We start from the raw sequence: 25,661 nt of genomic DNA on the forward strand, positions 1-25,661 counted from the left end.
CAAAAACCTGGGCGATCGCTCGCGGGTTGAGTACAACCCGTGGCGCCCAAAGGTCTTAGGTAAGGCGCCTGGTCTGGCCTGCCGGCGTTCCGCTCAGGGTTGCCCGGCCAGGATGGGCACGACCGACGTCTGGAGTCCGCCGGTGACGTGGACCTGGCCGTTGTGAGCGACGAAGACGTTCACCTCGCTGCGGATTCCGAATGTTGTGGGGTCGTAGATGCCGGGCTCGATCGAGAAGCAGGTGCGAGGGAGGACCAGCCGTTCCTCGTGGGTTTCGAGGTCGTCCATGTTGGCGCCGTTGCCGTGGGTTTCCTGGCCGATGCTATGCCCGGTGCGGTGGACGAACTTCGCGCCTTGACCCCCCGCTTCAATGACGTGGCGCGCGGCCGCGTCGACTTCCCAGCCACGCAACGGCTGACCTGCCGCGAACGCGGTTTTGACCCGCGCGATGGCGGCGTCGCGGGCGCGGGCCACCAACTGGAAGACGTCTTCGTAGAGGGCGGGGACCTGATCGCCGACGAAGCCGACCCGGGTTAGGTCGCTATAGACGGCCCGAGGCTGGTCGAGCTTGGCCCAGAGGTCGATCAGCACGAAGTCGCCCGCGCGAATCGGGGTGTCGGCGGTCGGGTCGGGGGCGTAGTGGGGGTTGCCGCTATGCGGGCCGACGGCCACGATCGGCGAGTGGTCGGTGATCAGGCCATTTTGGTGGAAGTGGTTCACGATCGCGGTCTGCACTTCGCACTCGGTGACCGACTGGCCGTTGCGGGTGCGTTCGGCGATCAACGCCCAGGCGAGATCAAACGCCGAACAGGTGTGGGTTTCGGCCGCGCGGTGCATCCGCCACTGGTCGTCGTCCCAGGTGGCCTCGAACATCTGGGCCAGGTCCCCCGACGAGCCGACCTCGACGCCCGACGCTCGCACCAGCTCGACCGTTCCGGCGTCGACCTTCGAGACGTAGGGGTTGGCGTTGCGTGGCGAGTATTCCATTGCGACCCGATTCATTCCCGTCACGAGCTCCGCCACTCCGGCCTCGAGCTCTTGCCAGCGGAGATAGACGCGCGCCTCGCCCGGAAGGTGGTCGAGCACGCCCGACTCGATGCGGTGGACGAGCTTGCGCGGTTCGCCCTCGGCCGGGATCACGTAGTAGAACCGGCGTGAGGTCAGCAGGGTGTCGGGGAGTTCGAGGATCCGCCGGGCCAGCACGTTCCCGCCCCGGAAGTCGCAGAGCAACCAGCCGTCGAAACCAAACTGGCGGAGCGCGGACTGGACGGCGGAGAGGTCGAACATCGAGCTTGACTCCATCGGGGGACGAGAGTAGTGTTCGTCTGTCGAGCGATCAGGGGACAAATTCGTTCTCCCCCCAAGTTTGTCCTCAGAGGGCGGGGAACTCAACCGATCTTCGGCTCGGTCCCGAAATCGGCCGGGAATCCTTTGGGGGGAGGTACGTTATGATAGGGCTCGATTGGTTACCGGACCCTGCACGCGACGCCTCGCGACGGGAGAATGCTCTGTGAGCGATATCGACGACGCCCGGCGGACGCTCCAAGAGACCTTCGGCTTCACCCGGTTTCGCGACGGGCAGGAGCCCGCGATCAGCGCGCTCCTTGAGGGCCGTCCGGTTTTGGCCGTCTTTCCGACCGGGGCCGGCAAGAGCCTCTGCTATCAACTCCCCGCGCTCTTGCTCGACGGTCTGACGGTCGTGGTCTCGCCGCTGATCGCGCTAATGAAGGACCAGGTCGACTTCCTCGTCGGACGCGGCATCGCCGCCGCTCGGCTCGATTCTACACTCGAACCCGTCGAGGCGCGGCGGATCCTCGACGACCTCCGGGCTGATCGGCTCAAGCTGCTCTACGTGGCCCCGGAGCGGCTCGCGAGCGAGCGGTTCTTTCAGACGCTGAGCAAAACCAAAGTCGCGCTTTTGGCGGTGGACGAGGCGCACTGCATCAGCGAGTGGGGCCACAACTTCCGGCCGGAATACCTCAAGCTTGCACGCCTTGCCAGGCGGCTCGGAGTGACTCGCGTGCTGGCGCTGACCGCGACCGCCACGCCGGACGTGGCGGGGCAGGTCGCCCGCGCGTTCGGGATCGCCGAGGCCGACGTCGTGATCACTGGGTTCCATCGCCGGAACCTGGAGCTGCACGCCAATGCGTGCGCCGCGGAGGATCGGCACGCGAGGCTGCTCAAGAGCCTCAAAAATGGCTCGGCGGGACCGACGATCGTGTACGTCACCCTCCAGAAAACGGCCGAGGATCTCGCCGCCTACCTTGTCGGGCACGGGTTCGACGCGATGGCTTATCACGCCGGGATGAATGATGAGCGGCGGCACGTCGTCCAGGATCAATTCATGGCGTGCAAGGCAGGCATCGTCGTGGCGACGATCGCCTTTGGCATGGGGATCGACAAGTCCAACATCCGCGCGGTCTATCACTTCAACTTACCCAAGAGTCTCGAGAACTTTGCCCAAGAGATCGGCCGCGCCGGGCGCGATGGAGAACCGGCTCGGTGTGAGTTATTCGCGTGCGCTGAGGATGTTTTGACGCTCGGAAACTTCACGTACGGCGACACCCCGACCCCGGAAGCGATCTCCGGCCTGCTTGGGGAACTCCTGGGCCTTGGGCCCACGTTCGATATCTCGGCCTACGACCTCGCGCAGCGGCACGATATCCGACAACTCGTCGTGCAGACGCTGATGACTTATCTCGAGCTTCAAGGCATTCTGGAAGCGACCGGGCCGTTCTACTCGGACTGCAAGTTCCGTCCGTTGCGCTCCTCGGGCGAGATCCTCGCGCAATACGACCCGACGCGGGCCGCCTTCCTCCGTCAGATCTTCCGGCAGGCCCGCCCGGGCAAGATCTGGTTCGCGCTCGACGTGCCCGAGGTGGCCCGATCCCTCAATGAGCCGCGCGAACGCATCAGTGCGGCCTTGAACCACCTGGAAGAGAAGGGGGACGTCGAGCTTCAACTCGCCGGTCTTCGCCAAGGTTATCGTCGGACCACGGGAGAAGCCGACCTGGACGAGCTGCGCGAGCGGCTGATCGTCCGGTTTCTCGACCGCGAGCGCCGAGACATCGCACGCGTCAATTCCGTGCTCGCATACGCCCAGGCCGAGGGCTGTCTCACTGGCCGGCTCCTCGCCTATTTCGGCGAAGCCCTCGCGGGCGATTGCGGTCACTGTGCGCGTTGCCTGGGTGAACCCCCGCTGCCCCTGCCGCCGGTGCCCGAGCGAGTCCTGGGCGTCCTTGAGAACGAGATCCTCCAGGGCGTGCGGTCCGAACGGCACAAAGCGCTGACCACGTCGCGCCAGCTCACCCGGTTTTTGTGCGGTCTCTTGTCCCCCGCCTCCAGCCGAGGCAAGCTCGCCAAGCATCGCCAGTTCGCCGCCCTGGCCGACGTGCCCTTTCCTCGCGTGCTTGATTTTGTAGAAAAGCACATGTGATTAAATTGTAGAGGGCGGGCGCGGCCCACCATCGTCGGCTTCTGGTTCAGAATCAGGGTACGGAGCTCACGCGCTCCCCTTGAGGGGAACGATCCGGACGGCCAACGTCACCGAGGGCCTCTGCGATGAAGTGAACCGAGGCGCCGGGGAAGGCGGCGGCAAGGTCGTGATCCGGTATTCCGCCAACTCCCGCCAGGATATCCAGAAATTCCTGAAACTGGTGAGCGTCTTCGTACGGTTGACGAGTGTACCTGATGTCGGAGTAACCTCCGTCGACTTGGTGGCCTCGCGTGGTCACGGAATACCTGAGCGTTTCCAGATGCCGTTGTTCGAGGAATTGCCGCAATTCTTGGTGATCCCGGACGGTTTGCGCCGGACTGTAGGCTAACTCCCGGAACGTCTCGGGCAACCAGAGGTGAAGGACCTCGGATCGGACGATGATGCCCGCGCCCGCCACCTCGTCGTTGTCATTGCCTTGAGCCGGTCGGATCCCATTCAAGTTCACGCCCGCCAACCCGGTCATCGCCGTGGCGAGGAAGAAGCCGATCATGATCTTCTCTCCCTTGACGGTGAGAAGACGTTGGAGCCAACCGTGAGTGGGGCGACCCGTGCCTCGATCGTTGATTTCGGTCGTGAGCAGCCGGGTTGGTGAGCGTTCGAGGCTGGTGGAGAACGAGCGGGGCATGGCGAAATCTCACCGAGGCCGCTAGGGTTGGAATAGGCTCTAATACCTGAACCGCGCGGCTTGACCCGACCGGGACAAGTCGGTTGGAAAATTCACCACAGGGGCACCGAGCCGCGCTGGGGCGGGGTGACGCTCGGCACAGGCTCATCGCGTTCTCTCTCGCTCGCGATGGACTGGGGGGCGATCCGGACGGCTGACGATCGAGGTTGATCGGGGTATACTCTTAATTTTTTCGTGATCTTTGTCTCGGATCGAGCTGTTGGCGCGGTTCTGTTCTTTGAGGGGGCGTGCGCGACCGCAATCCGCGGTCTCCTGGTTGTCGACCCAGCTCGACAGAGGTCATGCGTAACCGTTGTGGTGCACTGCGATGAACTGCGACTCCAGCGAGACGAACCGATTGCTCGAACGGGTGTCTGAGGGGGATGGGCAGGCGCTGGAGTTGCTGCTGGGGCGGTATCGTCAACGGCTTCGCCGCATGGTCGCCGTACGGCTCGATCAGCGGCTCCGCAAGCGGATCGACCCCTCGGATGTGATCCAGGAGACGTATCTCGAGGCTTCGGCTCGCTTGACGACCTACTTGCGCGCTCCCTCAATGCCCTTCTTTTTGTGGCTTCGGTTCCTCACCGGCCAGAAGTTGGTCACCTTGCACCGGCACCACCTGGGCGTCCAGATGAGGGCTGCCGGCCAGGAGGTGGCGTTGGGGCAGGGTCTGGTCCCGGGCGCGTCTTCCGCCGCAATGGCCGCCCATTTCGTCAACCAAGACACCCGACCGAGTGAAGCCGCGATCCGCGAAGAGCTGAAGGAACGGGTTCAGAACGGGCTCGAGAGTCTGTCCCCGCTCGATCGCGAGGTGCTGGCGTTACGGCATTTCGAGCAATTGAGCCGCTCGGAGATCGCGGCAGTGCTCGGAGTCTCCGAGGCCGCGGCTGGCAAGCGGTACATCCGGGCCCTCGAGAAGCTGAAGCAGATTCTCGGTCGCTTCGAGGGCGACGTGCCATGAGCGACCTGTCTTCCGAAGCCGACCCGCTCGAGGTCCTGGTCGACGCGTTTCTGGATCGATACCGACGGGGTGAGCGGCCGTCATTGACCGAATTCGCCGCCGCCCACCCCGAGTATGCCGCGCGAATCCGATCGCTTGTCCCGGCCATGTTGGTTCTCGAGGAGTTCGGCCCTGAGAGCGAGGTCGGCCCGCAATCCGGGCGGTCCGGGTCGCTGACTCGGATGCCTCATCGCCTGGGTGATTATGTCCTGATTCAAGTGATTGGTTCGGGAGGCATGGGGGTCGTTTATGAGGCGATCCAGGAGTCGCTTGGCCGGCACGTGGCCCTGAAGACCCTTCCCTATCGTCACCCCGACGACGGGACACGTCTTGAACGCTTTCGCCACGAGGCTCTCGCGGCGGCGCGGCTGCAACATGCCCACATTGTCCCCGTGTTCGGAATCGGCGAACACGACGGCATCGACTTCTACACCATGCAGTTCATTCGTGGGCATGGGCTCGACTCGGTGCTTCGTGAGGTCGATCGCTTGCGGCGCGATCCGGTCGCTCCGGGAGAAACCGGCGACGCGACGGACGGGCCCGATCTTCCGAGCCGACTGGCTTGGGGCCTGTACCAGGGCCGATTTCTCCCCCATTCCCCGCTGGGCGCAGACCCTGGCGGCGAGCCAAGGTCGCACCTCTCGACAACGCGTGTCAGTTGGTCCGGTCTGTCGAGTCAGGGTGAGCCCCGCTACTTCCGCGGTGTGGCCTGGGTCGGGGTGCAGGTGGCCGAAGCCCTCGAATATGCGCATCAGGAGGGCGTTCTCCATCGCGACATCAAGCCATCCAATCTTCTGATGGATGTGCATGGGCATGTTTGGGTCACCGATTTCGGGTTGGCCAAGACCCACGACGGCGACGAGCTGACGCGAACCGGCGACATCGTCGGGACCTTGCGGTACATGGCGCCCGAGCGGTTCAACGGCTGGTCCGACCCTCGGAGCGATATCTTCGCCCTGGGGGCGACGTTGTACGAGCTCTTGACGTTCCGGGCCGCGTTCGACGAGCCGGACCGGATCAAGTTGATCGATCGGATCATGCACGGCAGTCCGACGCCGCTCCGCCAGCTTGACCGGCGGATTCCTCGCGACCTGGAGACCATCGTTCTCAAGGCGATTGCCAACGCGCCCAACGAACGCTACATGACGGCCAAGGAGTTCGCGGAGGATCTCCGGCGGTTCGTTGCGGGCCGGCCGATCCTGGCGCGTCGGTCCAGCACGATCGAGCATGTCTGGCGCTGGTGCAAGCGCAATCCGGCGGGGGCCGGGGCGGTCGTCGTCGTCGCCGCGGCGATTGCGGCGACGGTGGCGATGTCCATGATCTACGCCTATGAACAAGGCAAGTCGGCACGCGAGATCCGTGGTCTCGTCACCGCACTTGGCACGGAACGGAAAAGCCTCCGGGCATCGCTGGCCGAATCGCGACGCGTCCTGGCCATTCGCAACTTCGATCGCAGCCAGACCGCCTTCGAGAAGCAACAAGTCGGGCCCGGCCTGCTTTGGTTGCTGGCGAGCTGGCGGTTGGCCATTGATGCGGGGGATGCCGCCTGGCAGCGCGTCGCGCTGACCAATCTCGCCGCATGGAGCGTCCACCATCCCCGCCTGGAGGGGGTCCTCTCGCACGCCGGCCCCGTCTGCGCCGCGGCGTTCAGTCCGGACGGCAAGACGATTCTCACCGGTGGGGAGGATTTCTCCGCGCGATTCTGGGATGCGGCCACGGCTCGGCCGATCGGCCACCACTTACACCATCCGGCCACGGTCCAAGCCGTGGCGTTCAGTCCGGACGGCAAGACCGCCCTCACCGGGGGAGCCGACGGCCTGGCTCGACTCTGGGATATCGCCAGCGGAGAGCTCGTCGGGCAACCGATGCGGCACTCGGATGGAGTCGTCGCCGTGGCGTTCAGCCCGGACGGCATGACCCTGCTCACGGGGAGCCTGGATCAGACGGCGCGGCTCTGGAATACCGCGACCGGCCAGCCGATCGGACCACCACTCGTGTGTGAGGCGGCGATCTCATCCCTCGCGTTCAATCCCGAAGGCGATCTCGTTGTCACCGCGAGCAAAGACGGCATGGCGCGGTTCTGGGATCCCTCTGACGGGAACTCGATTGGTCCCTCCGCGATCCAAACGACGCAACTCCTTGCCGTGGCGTTCAGTCCGGACGGGAGAACCCTGCTCACCGGGAAGTGGGGCAATACGGTCGACGCGTGGGACGTTGCCACCGGGCAACAGGTCGGGAGCAGGTTGAGTCCCCATCGAGGTTCCGTCCGTGCCATTGCTTACAGCCCCGACGGGCGAAGCTACTTGACGGGGAGCGAGGACAAAACGGCACGGCTTTGGGATGCTTTCAGCCATCACCCGCTCGGCCCTAGCCTGGTTCATCAAGGACCGGTTGTGGCCGTGGCGTTTCAAGCCGATGGCAAATCCCTTCTGACTGCCAGCAGCGACCATACCGTGCGGGTGTGGAACACCGAGTCATGCCGAACCCTCAGGCCTCGCTTGGAAATCACGGGAGGTGGGCAAGCCGTCACTTTTTGTCCCGACGGTCAGTCGTTCCTCGCCGCGGATCGGGGCGGTATGGTTCGGCTCTGGGACGTCGCGACTGAACTCCCGGTCGGGCAAGATATGGAGTCGGAAGGGCCGGACTTGAGCGTCGCGTGCAGTCCCGATGGTCAGACCCTCGTGGCGAGCGGATCGCTGCCGAGACTCTGGAATGCGACCACATGCCTCCCCTTTGGACGGGCGCTCGCCCACCCTGGTGGGGCCCATGTCGTGGCGTTCAGCCCCGATGGCAAGACCGTCGCTACCGGAGGAAGGGACCAGACGACTCGCCTTTGGAATGCCATCACCGGTGATCCGATCGGCACGCCCGCCCGCCACGCCGGGCCGGTCGACGCCCTCAGGTTCAGCCCCGACAGCAAAACGATCGCTGTCGGCTGTGATACCGGCTCCGCCCGGCTCTGGGATTTGACGAAGGGGAGTCCTGTCGGACCTGCCTTTCGACACCCTGGTGCGGTGGGCGCGGTGGCGTTTAGCCCGGATGGTCAGACCATCGTTACGGGGTGTGAGGATGGCCTGGCTCGGATTTGGAACCTGAGCACGGGCGACCTTCGCGTGCCACCGCTTGCCCACCAGAACTGGGTCTTTGCAGTGGCATTCAGCCCCGACGGTAAGTCGGTGCTCACCGGAGGCCGCGATCAAACGGCGCGGCTCTGGGATGCCGCCACCGGCCAGCCGATCGGACCGCCGTTCCCGCATTCGAGCCAGGTCTGGTCCGTCGGCTACGCTCCCGACGGCAAGTCGATTCTGACCGGTGATACCGCCAGCACCGCGCGGATCTTCGCCGTCCCCCAGGCGTTTCCGGACGATCTGGAACAGGTGGCCACCGCGATCGAGGTTTTCACGGGGTTAAGTCTCGATGCGACCCGAGGGGTTATCCTGTCTCTCGACAACGCGACCTGGCGTGAGAAGCGAGATCGTCTGAAAAATTGGAAATCGAATTAATTATTATGTTAACATTTGCACGCGTTGAAGGGCGCCGCGGTGTGTTTTTGTTGTTTGTGAAATCATGATATATGGTTATTGCGAATGTTTTGTGGGTTAGGTTGGCCGCGAGTTGTGGCGACGCATGTGTTTCGGCATCGTGGGGAGATGTCGGAGAGCGCGGGGGTGAAGGCCCGGTGCGCGGAGCTTGAGGAACTCCAACTCTTCTTTACAAAAACAGAGCCAGATGGTAAATGATCCGTCCGCCAACGATGATTACGATACCGGCGATCGACGGGCAGGAGCGGGCGGAGTTGCCCCCATGGCTCGTTGAGCGACGAAGACCGCCGCGAGTCGGGTCAACTTGAGGTTGAGGCCACGGAGCTTCAGGCGAGTCGGGCCTTCTCGTCTTGCGATCTCTCCTTCGGTACCGCGAATCTGGAGGGCCGCCGTGAACGGAAAGATCCTGGTCTCTTGGCTCGCGGCTTTGCTGATTCCGGGCGCCTTGGTTCCGGCCCGGGGCGCGGAAGCGAATCCGGTGCCTGCCGCCGGGTCAGCCTCCAAGGCTGTCGCGACGGTCGATGTTCGCCCCAAGCCGCTCGCCCAGATTCCGGTGGGCACGATCATCGGCGCAGGGGAAGAGGCCCCGAAAGGTTGGACGAACCTGGTGATGCTCGCCAAGCCGCGTCTCGGCATCGGCGACGTCGATTCGGTCTCCAAGACGGCGGCCCAATACAGCGGAACGTTTCTGTTCACGGTCCTGGCGAATGTGGCCGAGACCGCGAACGGGACCGATGCGCCGAGCTTCTTCCTGGAAAAGGTTGCGGTGGGAGGCGCCTTGGAGGGGGGAGGGAAGACCATCGTCGCGACCAGCGACCAGACTTTTGGCAACGAGCTTGGGTTTCTCGGTAAGAAAGTCTTCGCCAAAGGGGAGCGCGTGCTGGCCAACGACTTTCGCCAGGTCGCGCGAACCAGGACGATGCTCGTCTTCGACGCCCACGCCTATGTCCGCTACGATGGCAAGCATTGCCGGATGGTGATCCGCCACGTGATCCTCGTCGCCCCCCAAACGGGCCGGCTCACCACGTTCGTCTGGCTCCTGGGCTCGAACGGTAAAGGGGGCTATGCCCGGGCCGAGACAACCTTGCAACTCCTGCCGACGTCGCTCCGTGAAGATCGGGTCATGAGTGTGGACGGGCAGAAGTTCACCTTCGGGATCCCTTCGGACGACGCCTTTGCCGTGGCCCGAATCCCCCAAGGCACACCGATCCGGTTCTCACCACCGCTCTCGACCTTGGCCTCCGTTCGCCACTTCAACGCCGAGTCCGTGGCAAAACTCGAGACCGAACTCCAAACGCGGTACGCCCCTCTTGCCGTCCGGGCCCGGGCCGACCTGTCAAGAACCGCGGGGCGATGACGTCATTCGTCGCCCTCACCGGTCGCTGGTTTGCTGATGAACTAATGTTTCTCGGGCACGATGAAATTGCTTTCGATGAATTTTTTGGGGTCGGTCAGTGGACGCACGTCGACGATTTGGTCGTGGGCAAGCCAGACCTCGAACTCTCCTCCCTCAGCCCGGCAATGCGGACAGTTCTCGGCGATTCCTTCCACGACGACTTGCGGGCGCCCCGGCTTTCCCGCCTCGGACTTCTTGTATTTGGTGGACCAGGCGATTGAGTCGCCGATCTGATACTCATATTGCCAGAGCTCGCCGTATTTATATTGGACCTGGAATGCGCTGAGGCGGCCGCACGACGCGCATGTCTGTTCGCTCCGAACGGTATTGAAAGCTCCCATCAGGCGTTTCTCCTGGGTTGCGTGCGCGGCTCGAGTGAGTGGAGGAAAGGCGTCACGCCTTGGCGTCGATCGCGGTCGGCCGATCGATGGTAGATGCCGTGGTCCGAGAGATTGATCGTTGGAACGGGGGAGCGAACTGGCCTTGAGGAATCGGGACGCATCACGAAACCTTTTTAGGATGGGTGCTCATCGACAGTCATGGGCGGAGCAGGGGCCTGAAACCGAGTGCCGGGGGGGAACTCCAGGCCGAAGCGCTCGGTCAGGACGCTCAGGAGCTCGTCGTGATCGTCAATCGCGCGCAGGGTCGCCTGCCCGTTGCGTTTGATCTCGAGGTCTCGATTGTGCAAGGTCTGGCGGACGTCCGGCGTCCGCGACTGAACGGTCAGGGTGTGGACGAAGCGTGAGTCGGGGTGGGTCGACGTATAATAGCTCGCGACCTCGTAGTCGACGTCGAACTGGGGCTCGAGAGTGAAGGCGTAGAGGTTGGTCCAGACCCCTTCGATCAGGGACTGCAAGACCCACCAGGGGCCCTCGTCGTCATTCAACCGGAACGTCCGGTCATGCTGTTCGAACCAGCGTCCGCTCACCATCGGGATGGGCCGAAAGAGACTTTCGCCGCCGAAGCCGACGTCCGTGAGCCAGTGGGTCTGCTCGATCGTAACGTTCAAGAGCATGTGAGTGCGTGGTAAGACCCGATCCGTCCCCAGTCGCACGCGACCGGAGAGCCGGGTGACCGTAAATCCGAGTTGCTCCAGGACCGCGGCGAACAAGGTGTTTTGCTCAAAGCAGTAGCCCCCGCGGCGGCGGCCGACGAGCTTGGCCTGCAAGCTCGCGAGGTCGAGCCGGATCGGCCGCCCGAGATGGATGTCGAGGTTCTCGAACGGGATCCGGGTGAGGTGGCAGAACTGGAGTTGCTCGAGAACCTCCGGCGTCGGCGTCCGAGCGCCGGAGTAACCGATGCGGTCCAGGTAGGCATCGACGTCGATGGCGTGGATGTTGACGTTGGGGGCGGGGTCGACCGGATCCATGCGAGTGGTGCGCTCCTTTGAGTGCGTTGTCAGATCCGACCGATCCCATTCCCGCCCATTTCTCAAACGCCTTCGACGCCCTGACGCAACTCGGCGATCACGGCTCTGACGTCGTCGCTATCCGCGGGCTGGCCCGCCAGGGTCTTCATGGCGATGCCGATGGCCATGCCCTCCTTCGGCGCCTTGCGGATCTGCTCGGCGATGGGAGCGAGGGCTTCGCTGACCTGCTCCCGGGACATGGCCGGGGGGACCCAGTCTTGCAGCAAGGCGAGTTCTTCGGCGGTGAACGTGGTGGTCCCGCCCTTCGCTTCTTTCAGGACGCCGCGCATCTTCTTGACCGCGTCGGCGTCGGGCATTTCCTCACCGGTCCCGAGCGTCAGGCCCGCGATCCAGTAACGCAGGAACTGCGTACGCGTCGCGTCGCGCGCTTTCATCGACTCGGTCAGGCTGGCCCGCATTCGCTGCACGATCGTCATGATTGCCTTTCCTCTTTCAACTCGTCGCGCCCTGCGGCGCCCGATCCGATCCCGTGACATCGCTTGATGAGACACGGTCCGGCTGGATTGCGTTCGGGCCAACGACGAGTCTTCCCACAACCAGTCACCGGCTCGGACTCGCCCGACCGCCTGGTGACTCGCCACTCTATCTTAACAAAGCGAGGCCGACGGTGGCGAGACAAACGGACAGCGTCTCGTCGAGAGTCGAGCGTTGTGGAGGCCGACGACGGAGGTTACTGTTGGGGACATCGGGCCAAAATCAGGCGATTGCGTGAGCCGGACCCCCTCCTCGTTCGTGCGAGTCGAACCCACAACCGGGATCAAAATCAGGCGAAACAACCATGATGAGTTCGCATGCCTTGTTCTTTCACAGGCTCATGGCCGCGCTTGCCCTGCTCGTGCTGAATGCCGGTTTTCTCGGCCGGGCTTCGGCCGCGGATGCCGAGGAGCGCAGGCTGCTCTACGTGGCCGTGCCTGGGATTCGCAATTACCTCGAGTACGGCGGCCACGGCTTGCTGGTCTTTGACATCGACCACGGCCACAAGTTCGTCAAGCGAATCCCGATCGCGGGCCTCGATGACAAGGGGAAGCCGGACAACGTCAAAGGAGTCTGCGCCAACGCGGCGACCCAGCGCCTCTATATCAGCACGACCAAGACGCTGACTTGCCTCGACCTCGTCACCGAGAAAATCCTCTGGGAACGCGCCTATGAAGGGGGTTGCGACCGGATGTCGATGACCCCGGACGGATCGGCGATCTATCTCCCCTCGTTCGAGAAGGATCACTGGCATGTGGTCGACGCCCGCAACGGCGACGTGCTCGCCAAGATCATCCCCCGCTCCGGAGCGCACAACACAGTCGCCGGCCTGAATGGCAAAGAGGCCTACCTGGCCGGTCTGAAGTCGCCGCTCCTGACGGTCGCCAATACCAAGGAACTCAAGGCCGAGCGGACCGTCGGCCCCTTCAGCCAGAGCATCCGTCCGTTCACGGTCAACGGCCGACAGACCCGTTGCTTCGTGAACGTGAATGAGCTGCTTGGCTTCGAGGTGGGCGACCTGACCACGGGCAAGCCGCTCCATCGCGTCGAGGTGGCCGGCTACAAACAAGGGCCGGTCAAGCGGCACGGTTGCCCGAGTCACGGGATCGGCCTGACGCCCAACGAGAAAGAATTGTGGGTTGTCGACGCCCACAACGAGCACGTCCACATCTTCGACGCCACCACCGAGCCCCCCAAGCAACTCGAGAGCCTCAAAGTCCGCGACGAGCCGGGCTGGTTGACCTTCACCCTCGACGGCCGCTATGCCTACCCCTCGACCGGCGACGTGATCGACACCGCGACTCGCAAAATCGTCGCGAACCTGACCGACGAACATGGCGCGGCCGTCCAGAGCGAGAAAATGCTCGAGATCGACTTCGCCGGCGCCCAACCGGTCCGCAACGGTGACCAGTTCGGTCTGGGACGAGTGATCACGCCTTGATGTTTTGGGTTTCTCTCTCCCATGGTCTAACTGGCGTTCCATTGAGCTACACCGGTTTACCGGCGGCGTCGGTCTGAGCCATCGGTGTTGGGTGCATCTGCGTTCGCTTCGAAACTGGAGACTCTGCCATGACCACCCCGATTTGCCAAGTCCGGGTGTCATGGCGGGTATGTCGTTCTCCAGGAGGGTCACGCCTCACGCCAACGCAAGGCGATGCGTTGCTGGTCGGCTTCGCGATTGCCTCCGATGCAGCGGAGCTCGAGCTGGCCGCCTCCCGGTTCGGGGCGGAACCGGCACCAGCCCAGTGGCTGAGCCGGGGCGAAGGAGTAGGCCACGGCGGGGAGGTTGATCATGTACAGACCTTCCTCTTGACGCACGTTCCAGACGTGGGTGTGGCCGAAGACCACGCCCTTCACCTGGCGGCGCGGCCGCAGGATGGCCAGGAACGCCTCGGTGTCGAGCAGGCTCGGGGGCGGGGGTTGGACCGGCACCGGATTATGATGGACGAAGACGAGCGTGGGTTTCTCGGGCTGTGCATCCAGCTCCGCGGTGAGCCAGTCGAGCTGGGCGCTGCCGAGCTTGCCGGGGGTGACGTTGCACTGGTCGAGCGAGTCGAGCACGACGAACCTGAGCCCAGGGCCGTCGACTGTCTCGGTCTGCTTATCGACGACCTTGGACTCGTGCGGGATGACGCCCTGGAGCACCTCGCGGAAGTTGGTCCGATCGTCGTGGTTTCCGAGCCCCAGGTAGATCGGCAGCTTTGCCTTGCGGAGCGGATCGAGGAGTGTGACGACGGTGCGGTAATCGGCGGATTGACCCTTCTGGAGGGCGAGGTCGCCGTCGATCAGGACGGCCCGAGGCGCTGCGTCCGCGGCGAGGATATCGGACACGACGGCGCGGAGGTTGTCGGCCATGACCTGTCCGCGCAACTGGGTCGACGGATCGGCCGCGATGTGGATGTCGGAGACCAGGGCGTACCAGGCGGTCGGATCCTCGGCCGTTGCGCTCCGGGCGGGCGTCCCGAGCAGCAGGGATGCGCCGCCGACGGCGAGCCCGGCCAGGAACTCGCGGCGGCTTGGCGGGCTGTCGAGGGATCCCAGTTCGCGTGAAGTTGGGGTTGGCGGAGTCGCTGGCAAGATCTGGAGTGGCATCGAATGGATCCCTCAAACGGAGGTCGGGTGGCCATGGCCCACCCGACAAGATTAACCGATCGCAGGCCGATCGCAACGCATCACGGACGCCAGCCGAGCAGGTTCTGGCTCATGTTCAGCTTGACGGCCAGACTGGCAAAAACATTTTGAAGCGGCTGATTCATTGCGCCCGAATCGGAGAGCTGGACGTAGGCGTCGAGCAACTGGTTCTGCACCTGCCAGAGGTCGGGGCCGAGTCCCAGGAACGTGGCGGCATCGAGCAGGAGCGCCGCGTGGGCGACGATCGCCGCGAGGTCGGCGTCAGGGGCGAGACCCCGGAGAATGCGTTCGAGGGCCTGGGAGATCGTCTGCTCCAACGGTTCGCGCTCGGGATGATAGCCCCAGGTTCGGCCTCGTTCGTAGAGCCCCTGGATGCGCGCCAGGTTGCCGTCGGGTTCAAGCTCAGTGAGTTCCTGGCTCAGCGCGAGGTCGAGGTAGGACGACGCGGCCTCCTGGAGCGGCTTTGGGATCGGGTAGTGCATCTGGCCGAGGCGGTTGAGCACATCGTCGTCGAGCGAGGAGAGCCGCTCGAAAGTGCGCTGATATTCTTCGATGCGGTCTTGGAGAACGATGCCGATGATCCGCCGTTGCTCGTCGACGAACAGGTCGTCGAGCCGGCGCACCTTGCCCTCGAACTCGCGTGCCACCAGGGTGGTGACGTCGGCCATCGAGCCGGTCTTGTAGGCGTTGATCAGTCGAAGTTTGAAGTTGTCATATTCTTTGACAGAGTCCACGTGTCGGAGGACCGTGTGGAAGTCGAGGCCGCCGTAGTGGATGACGACGAACGCGGTTTCGGCTTCGTCCCAGGTCTGGTCCGAGCGGACGCGGAGCCGGCCCACGGCCAGGTGGCTGGCGCCTCGACCGCGGACTTCCTGGTCGAGGACATCGAGGTTGAACGAATAGAGCCGGGTGTTGGTTTCGCGAGGTGGGAAGATCAGGCTCACGGCGTAGTGGGCGAGGACCCGGTCGAGGTCGACCACAGCGGGGCGGATGATCTGGTCCCAGACTCCGCGACCGTTCTTGAACTGGGGAAGGTTGCTCAGGGCCGGCTTCAGGGCCTGGGCGAACTTGCCTTCGAAGTCGCGATGGAAGTGCTTGGCCATATGGATGGCGCGGGCGGCGTAGTGGAGGCACTGGGTCGCTTCGATGCCGCTAATCTCGTCGAAGAACCAGCCGCAACTTGTGTACATCAGCATGCCGTCGCGCTGCATTTCCAGAAGTCGCAAGGCGTCGCGAATCTGGGTGTCGTCGAGGTCGGCATGGCCCTGTTCCTTGAGGAAGTGGCGGACCGAGCGCGGGCTGCGGTCGAGGATCACCTCAAGGTAGGCGTCACGCGCGGCCCAGGGGTCGGGGAAGCACTCGCGGCCCCTGGTGGCGAACAGGTGATCGATCTGTTCCCGGAGCAGGTCGAACGCCTTGCGAAGCGGTCCGCGCCATTTCTGGTGCCAGTCTCCCCGGGTCCGACAACCACAGTCGGAGTTCCAGCGCTCGACGCCGTGGGCGCAGCTCCAGGCGCTCTTCTCGTGGATCTCGACCTCCCACGCCGGCGGGTGAAGCTCGAGGAACTCGCCGTAGTTCGTGAGCCGAATGTTCGGGTCGTGGCTCAGCCGGTCGAGCACGTACGCCAGCGCCATGTCTCCGTGCGGGTGATGGTGGCCGTACGATTCGCCGTCGGTGGCGATGTGCATGAGCTGGGGGTGGCTGCGAGAGTCGTCAAACCCGCGGAGCAACCGGTCGAGAAACTTCTCGCCGCTGTCGAGCAGCCGTTCGAACGCGACCTGGCGGGAGACGATGCCGTCGTAGAAGAAGATCGCCAGCGATTTTCCCGAGGGGAGCCGGATCGTGTACGCGCGCGAGGGGTCGATTCCGCCGGGGATCTCGTCCCATTCTTGCTTGCCGATGGGGCGCCAGCGTTTCGCCTGGTGCGGCGCCAGCACGGTGAACCGAATCCCGGCGTCGGCGAGGGCCTCGAGCGAGGCGACGTCGGCGGCGGTCTCGGCCAGCCACATTCCCTCGGGGTTGCGGCCGTAGTAGTGGCGGAAGTCGGCGATCCCCCAGAGCACCTGCGTCCGCTTATCGTGTGCGTTGGCCAGGGGGAGGATGATATGGTTGTAGACCTGGGCCAGGGCATTGCCATGCCCGCCCCGGCGCTCGTGGCTGAGGCGGTCGGCCTCGACGATCCCGGCGAGTACTTCAGGCGCGGACGTTTTGAGCCAGGAGAGCAGCGTCGGACCGAAGTTGAAGCTCATCCGCGCGTAATTGTTCGAGAGATTGAGGATCCGGCCGTGGTCATCGAGCAGACGGGACCTGGTGTTGGGGCCGTAGCATTCGCGGGTGATCCGCTCATTCCAGTCGTGGTCCGGCTGCGCGGAGTCCTGAACCTCAACCACGTCGAGCCAAGGGTTTTCGCGGGGCGGTTGGTAAAAATGACCGTGGATGCAAAGATAGCGTGGTGAACTCATACGTGCCCTCAGACCTGCAATCTGATTCGTCCTGGCGGCGACGCGCCTGGATTCCTCGGCGTTTTTCTTGACCCAACCCTATCAGTTTGAACCCATAGCCGACAACGCCTTCCGGCGTTCCACACGGTTCCGTCGCCGCCACGCGCTCTCGGTTGACGGGGTGCCGGTGTGCCCTACCTCGTGAAAAAAACGATCGGTATGCCCTCATGTCTCGCGATTGACCGGGTTGCCGGCCCCTGGTAGCATCCAGGATGATGACGTCGTGAATGGGGTGAGCGGAAAGGACGACTCACGTCGTCGGCCGCGGTAGCGATTCATTCTCCAGCATCAAGCGGAACACGTCCCTCTTCCCCCGCCGTGAAAACTGCGCGGGTTCTCTGGAAGAGTTCCCAAGTGCCCCGCGGGCCGGGGATTGGCTTCGGGCAAGTCAGGGTGTCGTTGTGGCTCCCTTTTGGAGTTCCGACCATGGATTTTGCCCGCGACGGGAATCACAACAACCCCTTCTCCGCGGGTCGTGAGTGGCGCACCGGGACGCTTGACGCGGTGCTCGCGGCGACCCCCGACTGTGTCTACCTCTGCGACCGAGCCGGGACGATCCTCTACGTGAATGTCTCGGGAGCCCGGCACTGGGGGCTCGAGCGAGAGGAGGTCCTCGGCATGACCTGGCCGGAGTTGGGGATCCCCCATGCGACGACCGAGGCTCTGCGTCTGCAACGCGAGGTCGTTTTCGACACGGGTCGATCGCTTGTCGGCGAGGTGGAGCTCACGGCGCAAGGGGTGACCAGCACCTGGCAGACGATGCTGACGCCGATGCAGGGCGAGGCGGGGAGCGTCGAGGTCGTGGTGATCGCGTTTCGCGATATCAGCAATTCGAAGCGGGCCGAACTCGCGCTCCGGGAGAGCGAAGAGAAGTATCGCCTGCTCGCCGAAAACTCCACCGACATGATCTCGCGGCACGATCCGGACGGGACGTATCTCTATATTTCACCTGCCTGCCGCGCACTCGTGGGCTACGAGCCCGAGGAGCTGATCGGCCGCTCACCCTACGAATTCGTTCATTCCGACGACCAGCTCGAGGTCGCCACGACGCATGAGCAAATTCTCGAGTCGACGGAGACTTCCACGGTCGTCTTTCGCGTGCACTGCAAGGATGACCACCTGATCTGGCTCGAGTCTACGGTCCGCACGATTCGGGACCCGCTCACCGACGAGGTTGTCGAGATCCAGTGCGCCTCCCGCGACATCTCGGCGCGGAAGGAGGCGGAGGAGGCGCTTCGGGAAAGCCAGGAGCAGCTCCAGGCCATTCTTGACAATTCGACGGCAGTGATTTACGTCAAGGATGCCGATGGGCGGTATATTCTTGTCAATCGGTGGTATGAGACCTTGTTCAAGCTCCCGCGTGACTGGATCCTCGGCAAGACCGATCACGAGATCTGGCCGCGGGACCAGGCCGACGCGGTGCGGGCCAACGATCGCGAAGTCCTTCGCAAGGGGAAACCGATCGCGTTCGAGGAGGAGATCCCCCACTCCGATGGCCTGCACACCTATATCTCGATCAAGTTCCCGTTGCGGACCTCGTCGGGCTCGCCCTGGGCCGTCGGCGGGATCTCGTCCGACATTACCGATCGGAAGCGGACCGAGGAACAACTCCTCCGCCAGAACGAGCTGCTCCTGGAAGCGGTCAGGTCGGAGCGCCAGGCGCACGACGCGCTCAAACGGGCCGAGAGTCAGCTCGTCCATGCCGAAAAACTCAGCGCCTTGGGGCAACTCGTGGCCGGGGTCGCCCATGAGATCAATAACCCGCTCGCCTTCGTCACCAGCGACGTGTCGGTGCTCAGGCGCGAAGTGGGCCACCTTCGCGACTTGCTCGCCCTCTGCCTCGAGGCGTCCGACACGCTGGCGATCCACCGCCCCGAATTGCTCGAGAAGATTCGCGAACGCGCGGAGCGAATCGATCTTCCCTTCATGCTCGAGAACCTGGATGGGCTGCTCAACCGCTCGAGCGAAGGGCTGAGGCGGATCAGGCAGATCGTCAAAGACCTGCGCGACTTCGCTCGACTCGATGAAGGGGACTTCAAAGAGGTGAACCTCAACGATGGGGTCGCATCCACGGTCAACATCATCCGAGGCCGAGCCCGCACCAAGGGGGTGGACCTGACGACCGACCTGGCCCCCTTGCCAAACGTGGCCTGCTACCCGGGCGAGGTGAATCAGGTGCTCCTGAACTTGCTCTCCAACGCGATCGACGCCACCGACTCAGGGGGCCGGGTGACGGTTCATACCCACCCCGTCGACAGCGGGGTCGAGATCCATGTCACTGATACCGGTAAAGGGATCGATCCGGCCATCCGCCATAAGATCTTCGACCCGTTCTTCACCACCAAGCCGGTGGGTGAGGGGACGGGCCTCGGCCTCTCGATCAGCTATGGAATCGTCCGGTCCCATGGCGGAACGATCGACGTTGAGTCGGAACCGGGCCACGGGACCACCTTCATCATCCGGCTCCCCTTGAAAACGACCGAAGTCGAGCCGACGACCACCATCCTCTGAGGGAAGTTGGAGAGACCTCGTTCGAGGCGAGGGCGGCGGGCCGGCCACGGCCTATCGTCCGGTCCTCCGCTGGGATAGGGTAGGACGCGAGATTCCTGATCTCGTGCTCTCCCGTCTTTTTCCAGCGACTTCGAGGAGATTGTGACGATGCGCCTGCTTCCAAGGTGGCTTTCGCTGACGGTCGTGGTTGCCGTGGGGGCGTTACTGTCCCCGCTCTCACCGGCCCGAGCCGACGATTCCACGCCGGGCAAACCGCTGCGTGCGTTGCTCATCACGGGGGGCTGCTGCCATGACTATGACGCCCAGAAGGTGATCCTCTCCCAGGGCATCAGCGCCCGAGCCCCGGTCGAATGGACGATCGTTCACGAGGGAGGCAGTACGAGTAATCATCGAGTCAGCATCTATTCGAATCCCGACTGGGCCAAAAACTATGACGTGGTGGTCCACAATGAATGCTTCAGCGGGGTGGGCGACCGCGACTTCATCAAGCAAGTGGTGGCCGCGCATCACCAGGGCACTCCCGCGGTCATGATCCACTGCGCAATGCACACCTTTCGCGATCTGAAGACCGATGAATGGCGTGAATGCGTGGGTGTGACCACGCGGCGTCACGGTCCGCAACAGCCGCTCGAGGTCAAGAACCTCGCTCCCGATAACCCGATCATGAAAGGCTTTCCCGCCGTCTGGACCACCGGGAATGAGGAACTCTACGCCATCGAAAAGGTATGGCCCGGCGCAGTCCCTCTGGCCCAGGCCTACGCGCTCGACAACAAAAAGGATCACGCCGTCATCTGGACCAATACCTACGGCAAGGGACGCGTCTTCGGAACCACGCTTGCACACAACAACACGACGATGCGTGACAAAGTCTATCTCGACATGCTGACTCGGGGCCTCCTCTGGGCTTGCGACAAGCTCGAGAAAGATGGCACGCCCAAGCCCGGTTACGGAACCGCTTCGACCGACTGAGCGTGCGTGGGACAACTCGTGACGGGACCGGCACGACGGCTCAACGCGGCCGAGCCGAGCCGGTCCCGGAATACTGGCTCGCCGCGCTCGTCCTGGGAAGTGGGTTGGTCAGGCCGGTTCCGGGAGCCTGGTTGGCGACGCCGGGTCGGACGACGATCGGTGCTCGCGCGCCTCGGAGCAAGGTTCCCTCGGCCAAAGCGCTCTGAACCCCCAGGGGGGTCAGACCTAACCCCATCAGAGGGTTCGTGTCGCCGACGCCGGAGATGAGTGGGGCTTGGAGCCCTGGTGGGTAGGCGTTCCCGAAGTAGCCGTAGCTCGTCGGAACATAGCCGAACCCGAGCCCGCCGCCAAAACCCAAGGCGCCGCCGTAGCCGTAGTATCCCCCCGGCGGAAACCCATATCCGTAGCCGAAGCCGTAGCCCGGGTAGCCATAACCACCATACCCGAAGCCCTGAGCGCGGGAGCGGGTCGCCGGCACAATCAGGACCAAGAGCGCGAGCGCCAGGATCCGGATCGGCTTGGAAAGCGGAGTCATCATCGCGAGTTCCTCCTCGTGGCCTGGGTCGTGCGCTTTGCCCCAAGGGTGACGGCTTCGATGCCGTGCCCACTTGCTCTCCCACCATTATAGTACGGAACCGCACGAAACGAACACACTCCGAGGCGAGCGAAGCGGATTCAAGAGGTGAGCGGGGCGCTTACGTCCCCCCCTGGGACCGCGGGCGTCCCGCCCGCAATTCCATTCGATTTGATATTTCAATTCAATGCAAGAGCGGGCGGGTCGCCCGCGGTCCCAGGGAGCTCCTTGCAGGCAAGCGAATCATGAAGAGTGAAGACATGAGCATGGCTTATTCCCAAGGCGGGTTAAAGCGTGAGGGGTTTCGCCAGACCCGGCAGAAGGCGGCTTCGGTCCGACGATAGCCCGGTTCGGGCCGGGTGGTTTCCGTGGAATAGACCCGTGATTTACCATCGGAGCTGGTGAATTCGTAGAGCGGCACGGTGGTCGCGGGCGGATCCTCAGCGTCGGCCGGCAAGGCGTGGAACGAGGGGGAGGAAACCGCTTGGTCCGGGCTTGCGCGGAGGGTCAATTTCAGGGTGCCCTCGGTCGTCGTCGCGAAGACGGGCACCGTCTTCAGCCCAGGGCGTTCCAAGGCGAAAAAGGGCACGGATCCGCTCGCGGGCTCAACGTTTTTGCGACGCGACTGGCCCAGGACGAACGTATCGTCCTGGCGATAGACGGCGACCGGGAGATTGAGCTGAGGGGTGGCCAGGTCAAGCTGGTACATGACTTGGTTGTAGTCGTACCGTGGAGTCGCGTCCTTGTTGCTTGAGAATGTGTGAGTGTACGTTCCCTCAAAGAAAATTCGCTTGCCCCCCTGCTGGTCGAACATCGGGTGCTGTTTGGGGTTGTAGAAGCTGTAGTTGTCGTGGGTGACGACCTTACGGGCGTAGACCCACGGTCCGAGCGGCGAGCCGGCGGTGGCGAACCAGACTTCGCCGAGCAGCGAGGTGCCGCCCAACTCGACCGTGATCATGACCCAGCGTTTGAGGTAGTTGTTCCAGTAGACCGAACCGCCGTGGGCGGTGACCGCTTTCCCTGTGTCGGCGTCCTGCAATGAGAGCAGGACTTCGTCCGGCCTGAGGAGTTTTTCTTGCACGAGCTTCGCCTGCTCGGCGGCGAACAGGGCCGGCGTGTCGGTCTTCCAGGAATAGCGTGCTGAGCCATCCTCCGCGCGGTCAATCTTCGGCGCGTCCAGCCGGCTCCCTTTCACCAGGCAGGTGAACGCCTCGTACCGTTCGGGACGCACCAGGGACTCCGGGTCGGCCTTGACCCGGACTAAAGGGTATGGCTTGGAAAAATAAACATACTCGGTGCCGTCGACAACCTTGAGGAAGGGGTGCCCGCCAGGAATGACAGGGCTGTCCAGCGGGAAGGTTGCGGCCTTTTTGAACCGCTGAGTCGGATCGTCAAACTCCACAAGTCCTCGTTCATAGACGTCGAGAAGGTTGCGGATCTTGGCGTATCCGGCAAACATCCGTTCTCGTCCCGACCCGTCGCGGATCGCCACCAGGCCGTCGATCCAGGTTGGGCCACTGCCCGGCATCTGAGCCTCGGCGCGGGCGAAGCCGTCCTCTCCCACATAATAATCGAGGTCGACACCGCGGTTGGGGTCGAGCCCGCCTTCGCCCGGGAGTCGTGAGGTGGCACCGGGGACGTTGAAGTTGCCCAGAGGGTAGCCAGGGCGGTTGGTGTCGCCCCAGAACCAGTAGATCTTGCCTTGATAGACCGTGTTGACCACGCTGTCCGAGCCGAGGACCTTGCCATTGATGACCGGCTGCCGAAGCGGAGTCGGGCGGCCCGCGAGCGCACTGTCGCGGTAGATTCCCCCTCCGGTGACACGGTAGAGCCGCTCGGCGATGTTGATCCGCTTGAGCTTCAACTGCGCCGACCCCCCGGGACGGACCGGAAGCGCTTTGCCTCGGATGCCGAAGCCGTCCTTGGGGAATTCGTAGCCGTGACTACGGACATGGAAGAAGACCGGCTGATCCATCAGCCCTGGCTCCTCAAAGGCCGCGATCCCATTGCTGTCGGTGACGAGCCGAATGTCGTTCACGGTCCGGAGCTCGACGAGCGGAATGCCGCGGCCGGACTGATCGTCGACGACCTCAATCGTGAAGAACCGCTCCGCCGCGGGTTCGGCGGTGACGAGGGACAGCATCAGGAAAAGCGCAGCCTGGATCATCGTCTTGAGACTCCACCGAGCGGATCCCTTGGGAATACAATACGTCAGGTTGACCTGAGCTTAAGAATCACCCCTGGCGGATCTCATGATACCGTAAATCCAACGAAATCGTCTTGACCCGATTGAATGAGCTTTCTGAAGTGGAGTGGCCATCCTCTCTGTTATGATGGCGGCCATCTGGAGGCTCGCGGCGCGCCTGCGAAGCGAGTCGAGATGTCTTGCGCCTGCACCCATAGGAGTCGCTAACGGATGCGTTCAACCGCCTGGTTGCTCCCGACCCTCATCGTTCCCCTCCTCGCGGCTCCCACGCTGGCCGCCGAGCCGAATCCCGACCGCCCCTACTTGCTCGAACGCGTTGATGATGCGGCCGTCACGAGATTGTATGCCGATGGCTTTACGAAACTGCCGCTCGACCAGAAGGTGTTGCTTTATCACCTCTATCAGGCCGCCGTGGCGGGCCGCGACATTTACTACGATCAGCGCTACGTGCACTCGCTCGTGATGCGCGATCTCCTCGAGGCGATCCTCACCCACGGCGTGGAGGTTGAGCCCGCGACGCTCGACGAGGTTCGTCGCTACACCAAGCTCTTCTGGCTGAACAGCGGTCCGTACAACCACTTGACCGCTCGTAAGTTCGTCCTCAAGTGTACGCCTGAAGCGTTCGCGGCCGCGGCCAAGAGCGCGGTCAAGGCGGGGGCCACGTTCCCGTCAAAAGATGGTGAGACCCTCGAAGCGCTGCTCGAACGACTTCGGCCGTCGTTCTTTGACGCGAGCTTCGAGCCCATCGTGACCAACAAGACGCCGGGGCCGGGGAAGGACATCCTCGCTACCAGCGCGAACAACCTTTACGTCGGGGTCGAGATGAAGGACCTCGACGGGTTCCGCGAGCAGTACCCGTTGAATTCGCGTCTGGTCAAGCGCGAGGGCCAGTTGGTGGAGGAGCCCTACCGGATTGGGGGCATGTACAGCACGCAGATCAGGCGGATCACGGGGCATCTGGAGGAAGCGGCCAAGCACGCGCCGGCGACCATGCAGGACGCCCTGCTGGCACTGGTTCAGTTCTATCGGACCGGTGCGAACGCGGATCGCGAGAAGTACGACATCGCCTGGGTTCGCGATAAGAATTCACCCGTCGATACGATTAACGGGTTTATTGAAGTGTATATGGATGCACGCGGAGTCAAAGGCTCGTGGGAATCGGTCGTTTTCTTCGTCAATCAGGAGAAGACGGGGGAGATTCGTAAGCTGGCGGCCGATGCGCAGTGGTTTGAGGACCACATGCCCTGGATCAAGGAGTATCGCAAGCCGAACGTCCAGGGGATCACGGCCAACGCGATCGAGGTGGTGATCGAGACCGGCGACTGTGGACCGATCACGCCGATCGGGATTAACTTGCCGAACGATCAAGAAGTTCGCGAGCGGTACGGGAGCAAGTCGGTCTCGCTCTCGAACGTCCTGGAAGCGAGTGACAAGTCGACGCCGACCACGTTTCGGGCCGAGTTCTCCTGGACCCCCGAGGAAGTGGCCCGAGCGACGAAGTGGAGCGTGCTGGGCGGTGAGCTCTTGGTCAACATGCACGAGGTGATCGGCCACGCCTCGGGACGGATCGACCCGAAGCTCCAGGGAAAGCCGCAGGACCTGCTCAAGGAGCAGTATTCGGCGCTGGAGGAAGGGCGTGCCGACCTCGTGGCGCTCTACTTCATGCCCGACCCCAGGCTCGCCGAGCTCGGCTTGGTTAAAGCCGAGGATCAGGCGGAGGTCACCCAGGCCGTCTATGAGAACTACGCACGCAACGCCTTGGTCCAACTCCGTCGGATCCCCACGGGATCGCAGATCGAGGAAGATCATATGCGGAATCGACAGATGGTCGTACGCTGGCTGATCGATCAGACCAAGGCGATCGACGTCCGTCAACGCGATGGCAAAACATACTACGTCATGACCGATGTCAAGGCGTTCCACGAAGGAGTCGGCAAGCTCTTGGCCGAGGTCCAGCGGATCAAGTCTCAAGGGGACTACGCGGCCGCCAAAAAACTCTTCGAGACGTACGGGATCCACTTCGACCCGAAGCTCCGCGACGAGGTTCTGGCCCGGGTCAAGACGCTCGACCTGCCCTCCTATACCGGCTACGTTATGCCCAGGCTGACGCCGGTCAAGGGCGACGATGGCACGATTCGTGACGTGACGATCTCTTATCCCAAGGACCTGACCGAGCAGATGCTCGAGTTCTCGGCCGCGGGTAAAACGCGTTAGATTTTGAACGACCCGCTAGAGAGCGAGGAATCACCCTCGTTGCAAGTGCTTGAG

At 63.4% G+C, this 25,661-nt stretch carries 17 protein-coding genes; 8 read left to right on the forward strand and 9 right to left on the reverse strand.

Going from position 1 to position 25,661, the window contains the following annotated elements:
• Positions 1-93 precede the first annotated feature (93 nt).
• Complete coding sequence (locus BUS42_RS02295) at positions 94-1,287, reverse strand: M24 family metallopeptidase (protein ID WP_074304912.1); 1,194 nt, start codon at positions 1,285-1,287, stop codon at positions 94-96.
• Between the two features lie 223 nt (positions 1,288-1,510).
• Between BUS42_RS02295 and BUS42_RS02300 the strand changes: the two genes are divergently transcribed.
• Positions 1,511-3,436 (forward strand): RecQ family ATP-dependent DNA helicase, encoded by a 1,926-nt coding sequence (locus BUS42_RS02300; protein WP_074304914.1) that lies wholly within the window; start codon positions 1,511-1,513, stop codon positions 3,434-3,436.
• Between the two features lie 52 nt (positions 3,437-3,488).
• On the opposite strand, the gene BUS42_RS02305 is transcribed toward BUS42_RS02300, so the two are convergent.
• Positions 3,489-4,121, reverse strand: coding sequence for a hypothetical protein (locus BUS42_RS02305; protein WP_074304915.1), 633 nt, complete (start codon positions 4,119-4,121; stop codon positions 3,489-3,491).
• A 367-nt stretch (positions 4,122-4,488) separates the two neighbouring features.
• On the opposite strand from BUS42_RS02305, the gene BUS42_RS02310 reads away from it, so the two are divergent.
• The 3 genes from BUS42_RS02310 (at position 4,489) to BUS42_RS02320 (ending at position 10,059) form a co-directional block, all read left to right on the forward strand.
• Positions 4,489-5,121 carry a sigma-70 family RNA polymerase sigma factor gene (locus tag BUS42_RS02310; RefSeq protein ID WP_074304917.1) on the forward strand — a complete coding sequence of 211 codons (633 nt, stop codon included), beginning with the start codon at positions 4,489-4,491 and terminating at the stop codon, positions 5,119-5,121.
• On the forward strand, positions 5,118-8,663 hold the full coding sequence (locus BUS42_RS02315) for a serine/threonine-protein kinase (protein WP_074304918.1): 3,546 nt from the start codon (positions 5,118-5,120) through the stop codon (positions 8,661-8,663). Before BUS42_RS02310 ends, BUS42_RS02315 begins: the two co-directional genes overlap by 4 nt.
• A gap of 430 nt (positions 8,664-9,093) precedes the next feature.
• Positions 9,094-10,059: a hypothetical protein gene (locus BUS42_RS02320; protein WP_074304920.1), complete on the forward strand. Its 966-nt coding sequence runs from the start codon at positions 9,094-9,096 to the stop codon at positions 10,057-10,059.
• 41 nt (positions 10,060-10,100) lie between these two features.
• Here the strand turns inward: BUS42_RS02320 and BUS42_RS02325 are convergent, their stop codons facing one another.
• The 3 genes from BUS42_RS02325 to BUS42_RS02335 form a co-directional block, all read right to left on the reverse strand.
• Positions 10,101-10,439 carry a hypothetical protein gene (locus tag BUS42_RS02325; RefSeq protein WP_074304923.1) on the reverse strand — a complete coding sequence of 113 codons (339 nt, stop codon included), beginning with the start codon at positions 10,437-10,439 and terminating at the stop codon, positions 10,101-10,103.
• A gap of 173 nt (positions 10,440-10,612) precedes the next feature.
• Complete coding sequence (locus BUS42_RS02330) at positions 10,613-11,467, reverse strand: arylamine N-acetyltransferase family protein (protein WP_074304925.1); 855 nt, start codon at positions 11,465-11,467, stop codon at positions 10,613-10,615.
• A gap of 62 nt (positions 11,468-11,529) precedes the next feature.
• Entirely contained in the window at positions 11,530-11,943 is a 414-nt protein-coding gene (locus BUS42_RS02335; RefSeq protein ID WP_074304927.1) for a GatB/YqeY domain-containing protein, read from the reverse strand.
• A gap of 362 nt (positions 11,944-12,305) precedes the next feature.
• Between BUS42_RS02335 and BUS42_RS02340 the strand changes: the two genes are divergently transcribed.
• Complete coding sequence (locus tag BUS42_RS02340; protein WP_074304930.1) at positions 12,306-13,442, forward strand: YncE family protein; 1,137 nt, start codon at positions 12,306-12,308, stop codon at positions 13,440-13,442.
• 188 nt (positions 13,443-13,630) lie between these two features.
• Here BUS42_RS02340 and BUS42_RS02345 read toward each other — a convergent pair whose 3' ends face one another.
• On the reverse strand, positions 13,631-14,593 hold the full coding sequence (locus BUS42_RS02345) for a metallophosphoesterase family protein (RefSeq protein ID WP_074304931.1): 963 nt from the start codon (positions 14,591-14,593) through the stop codon (positions 13,631-13,633).
• Positions 14,594-14,673: 80 nt separating this feature from the next.
• Entirely contained in the window at positions 14,674-17,094 is a 2,421-nt protein-coding gene (locus BUS42_RS02350) for a DUF3536 domain-containing protein (protein WP_074304933.1), read from the reverse strand.
• 465 nt (positions 17,095-17,559) lie between these two features.
• Here BUS42_RS02350 and BUS42_RS02355 point away from each other — a divergent pair, with 465 nt between their 5' ends.
• The gene (locus tag BUS42_RS02355; protein WP_074304935.1) at positions 17,560-19,644 is read left to right on the forward strand and encodes a PAS domain S-box protein; all 2,085 of its coding nucleotides are present in this window, start codon (positions 17,560-17,562) and stop codon (positions 19,642-19,644) included.
• A 147-nt stretch (positions 19,645-19,791) separates the two neighbouring features.
• Positions 19,792-20,613 (forward strand): ThuA domain-containing protein, encoded by an 822-nt coding sequence (locus tag BUS42_RS02360; RefSeq protein ID WP_074304937.1) that lies wholly within the window; start codon positions 19,792-19,794, stop codon positions 20,611-20,613.
• A gap of 40 nt (positions 20,614-20,653) precedes the next feature.
• On the opposite strand, the gene BUS42_RS02365 is transcribed toward BUS42_RS02360, so the two are convergent.
• Together BUS42_RS02365 and BUS42_RS02370 are read right to left on the reverse strand one after the other, a co-directional pair.
• The gene (locus BUS42_RS02365; protein ID WP_074304939.1) at positions 20,654-21,151 is read right to left on the reverse strand and encodes a hypothetical protein; all 498 of its coding nucleotides are present in this window, start codon (positions 21,149-21,151) and stop codon (positions 20,654-20,656) included.
• A gap of 307 nt (positions 21,152-21,458) precedes the next feature.
• A complete protein-coding gene (locus BUS42_RS02370; RefSeq protein WP_074304941.1) occupies positions 21,459-23,354 on the reverse strand; it encodes a hypothetical protein in 1,896 nt (631 codons plus the stop codon).
• Between the two features lie 249 nt (positions 23,355-23,603).
• Here BUS42_RS02370 and BUS42_RS02375 point away from each other — a divergent pair, with 249 nt between their 5' ends.
• Positions 23,604-25,607 carry a dipeptidyl-peptidase 3 family protein gene (locus tag BUS42_RS02375; RefSeq protein WP_074304943.1) on the forward strand — a complete coding sequence of 668 codons (2,004 nt, stop codon included), beginning with the start codon at positions 23,604-23,606 and terminating at the stop codon, positions 25,605-25,607.
• Positions 25,608-25,661: the final 54 nt, after the last annotated feature.

This window comes from Singulisphaera sp. GP187 (assembly GCF_900129635.1).
GTDB lineage: Bacteria > Planctomycetota > Planctomycetia > Isosphaerales > Isosphaeraceae > Singulisphaera.

What these genes read in the sequence shown, in the direction of transcription:
- BUS42_RS02325 (WP_074304923.1), bottom strand. Translation starts at nt 10,439, where the DNA reads ATGGGAGCTTTCAATACCGTTCGGAGCGAACAGACATGCGCGTCGTGC.
- BUS42_RS02330 (WP_074304925.1), bottom strand. Translation starts at nt 11,467, where the DNA reads ATGGATCCGGTCGACCCCGCCCCCAACGTCAACATCCACGCCATCGAC.
- BUS42_RS02340 (WP_074304930.1), top strand. Translation starts at nt 12,306, where the DNA reads ATGATGAGTTCGCATGCCTTGTTCTTTCACAGGCTCATGGCCGCGCTT.
- BUS42_RS02335 (WP_074304927.1), bottom strand. Translation starts at nt 11,943, where the DNA reads ATGACGATCGTGCAGCGAATGCGGGCCAGCCTGACCGAGTCGATGAAA.
- BUS42_RS02295 (WP_074304912.1), bottom strand. Translation starts at nt 1,287, where the DNA reads ATGTTCGACCTCTCCGCCGTCCAGTCCGCGCTCCGCCAGTTTGGTTTC.
- BUS42_RS02360 (WP_074304937.1), top strand. Translation starts at nt 19,792, where the DNA reads ATGCGCCTGCTTCCAAGGTGGCTTTCGCTGACGGTCGTGGTTGCCGTG.
- BUS42_RS02370 (WP_074304941.1), bottom strand. Translation starts at nt 23,354, where the DNA reads ATGATCCAGGCTGCGCTTTTCCTGATGCTGTCCCTCGTCACCGCCGAA.
- BUS42_RS02345 (WP_074304931.1), bottom strand. Translation starts at nt 14,593, where the DNA reads ATGCCACTCCAGATCTTGCCAGCGACTCCGCCAACCCCAACTTCACGC.
- BUS42_RS02355 (WP_074304935.1), top strand. Translation starts at nt 17,560, where the DNA reads ATGGATTTTGCCCGCGACGGGAATCACAACAACCCCTTCTCCGCGGGT.
- BUS42_RS02365 (WP_074304939.1), bottom strand. Translation starts at nt 21,151, where the DNA reads ATGATGACTCCGCTTTCCAAGCCGATCCGGATCCTGGCGCTCGCGCTC.
- BUS42_RS02305 (WP_074304915.1), bottom strand. Translation starts at nt 4,121, where the DNA reads ATGCCCCGCTCGTTCTCCACCAGCCTCGAACGCTCACCAACCCGGCTG.
- BUS42_RS02310 (WP_074304917.1), top strand. Translation starts at nt 4,489, where the DNA reads ATGAACTGCGACTCCAGCGAGACGAACCGATTGCTCGAACGGGTGTCT.
- BUS42_RS02315 (WP_074304918.1), top strand. Translation starts at nt 5,118, where the DNA reads ATGAGCGACCTGTCTTCCGAAGCCGACCCGCTCGAGGTCCTGGTCGAC.
- BUS42_RS02350 (WP_074304933.1), bottom strand. Translation starts at nt 17,094, where the DNA reads ATGAGTTCACCACGCTATCTTTGCATCCACGGTCATTTTTACCAACCG.
- BUS42_RS02375 (WP_074304943.1), top strand. Translation starts at nt 23,604, where the DNA reads ATGCGTTCAACCGCCTGGTTGCTCCCGACCCTCATCGTTCCCCTCCTC.